The organism is Acidobacteriota bacterium (genome assembly GCA_039030395.1).
GTDB lineage: Bacteria > Acidobacteriota > Thermoanaerobaculia > Multivoradales > JBCCEF01 > JBCCEF01.
The window spans coordinates 1-2013 of record JBCCEF010000064.1; the positions used below are offsets into that span (position 1 = coordinate 1).

Below are 2013 nucleotides of genomic sequence, written 5' to 3' on the forward strand. Positions count from 1 at the left end.
AATGCCTGCCTTGAAGTCGACCGCGCGGGTCGAAGCTCCGGCGCGCGCCGAGGCCGCGCGCGTCCAGGCAGGCCTCGTCGTCACCTCTGAGGACGGCGTGCCGCTGGCCACGGACGTCTACCGCCCGCGCGCGGCCCCTCGCCCGGTGGTGATCCTGCGGACCTACCTCGGCAAGGCCCAGCACCGGGCGGAGGCCCTGGGCTGGGTCGAGCACGGCTTTGGCTGCATCGTGCAAGATGTGCGAGGGCGGTACGATTCGGGCGGCACGTGGCGCCCCTACGTCCACGAACGTCGGGACGGGCGTACGACCGTCGAATGGGTGGCCGGGCAGCCCTGGTGCGACGGCAGAGTCGTCTTGACCGGCGGCTCGTATGGTGCCTTCACCGCCTGGGCTGCGGCGGTGAGCCAACATCCGGCAATCCGCGCGGTGATCGCTTCGGTGCCGGCGATGCGGCCGGTGGATTTCTCTCCTGGGCCGGACGGCGGCATTCTGCCTCTGCTCGGTCACGTCTCGTGGTGGCTCACCCATGGCGACGCGCGATGCGCCCGAGATGGGCTGGCGACGGCGATGCTCGAGGCCGAGCCAGATCTCTTGCGTCAACTTCCCGTGGCGAATCTTCCCACGCGGCTGTGGGCTCCCCTGCCCGGCTGGCTGTCCGCCGCCACCGCCGATCCCGCAGCGCCACCTCCCTTCGGTGATGCCGAGCTCGCGGCACTTGCCGTGCCGTCACTCCACGTCGGCGGCTGGCACGATCCATACTGCGGCGAGACGCTCCATCAATGGGCGACGGTTGGCAAAGCGCACGAGCCTCGGCCGCCCCGCGGGCTGGTGATCGGGCCGTGGACGCATCAACCGCGGGGGCACCTACCCAGCCGCTACGGCGAGCGCGACTACGGATCCGCCTCGCGCTTCCCCCTCGGCCGTTTCCAGGCCGCGTGGCTGCACCACGTGCTCGACGGTGAGGAAGCGCCGGACGATCTTCCCTCTGTGGAGGCTCCGCATGTTTTCGTCACCGGCGAGAACCGCTGGTCTACATCCGACACATCCGATCCGGAGGCGGCCGGGGATCGGCTGCCGTGGCACGTGACGTCGGCAAAAGGTCTGTCGAGCGAGTCCGCCGGCGCGTCGGGGCAGTGCTCTTTTCCCTACGATCCCGAGGATCCCTACCCGGCGCGCCGAACGCCAATCGACGAGACGGACCTCGCCGGTCGCACCGACGTCGCACGTTTCACCAGCGCCCCGCTCGAGACGCCCCGTCGTTGGCTGGGCGAGGCGCGGGTGATCCTGTGGGCGAGCACCGACGCACCCTCCACCGATTGGGTGGCGCGGGTGCTCGAGGTCCTGCCGGACGGGCGCTCGCTCTACATCACGCACGGACTGGTCGACGCGGTGCGGGCGCTGGCTCGCCGCGGCGAGGCTTTGCGTCCTGATCGGCCTTACCGGTTCGAGATCCCGCTGTCGCCGATGGCGATCACGATCCCTGCCGGCCATCGACTGCGTCTCGAGATCACCAGCAGCGCTTTCCCTTCGTACGCCCGCAATCTGGCCTCGGGCGAAGACCGTCTCTTCGGTCGATCGCTCCGCAGCGCCGTGCAAACCATCTACTGGAGTCCGCTGATGCCGACCCGGCTCGTACTTCCCGGCTCGCTCGACGTGCTCGACATGGAGGTCGCAACATGACACCCCACAAGGTTGGCGAGATCTACGACGCCTGGTCGAGTTACCAGAATACGCGGCTCGACGCCTTTCCGTGTGAGTTTCACATTCACCGCGCGCTGCTGCACGAGCATCTCCCACCTGGTAGCCGGGTTCTCGATGTCGGCGCCGGGCCGGGCCGCTACGCCATCGAGCTCAGCCGCGCGGGGCATCGAGTCGTGGCCGGCGATGTCTCACCCGTCCAGGTCGATCAGGCGCGCCGCAACGTCGCCGAGGCAGGGCTGGCGATCGAGCCGAGAGACGAAGTGACAGACGGCGTGGCGGGGGATTCGCCATCGGCGGGTGTCGAGTCGGTG

General features: G+C 69.3%; 2 protein-coding genes. Both read left to right on the forward strand.

Annotation, left to right across the window (positions count from 1 at the left end):
- The coding region (locus tag AAF481_20485) for a CocE/NonD family hydrolase (GenBank protein ID MEM7483544.1) at positions 1 to 1681 on the forward strand (1681 nt) is incomplete at its 5' end.
- The coding region (locus AAF481_20490) for a class I SAM-dependent methyltransferase (GenBank protein ID MEM7483545.1) at positions 1678 to 2013 on the forward strand (336 nt) is incomplete at its 3' end. The genes AAF481_20485 and AAF481_20490, both read left to right, overlap by 4 nt.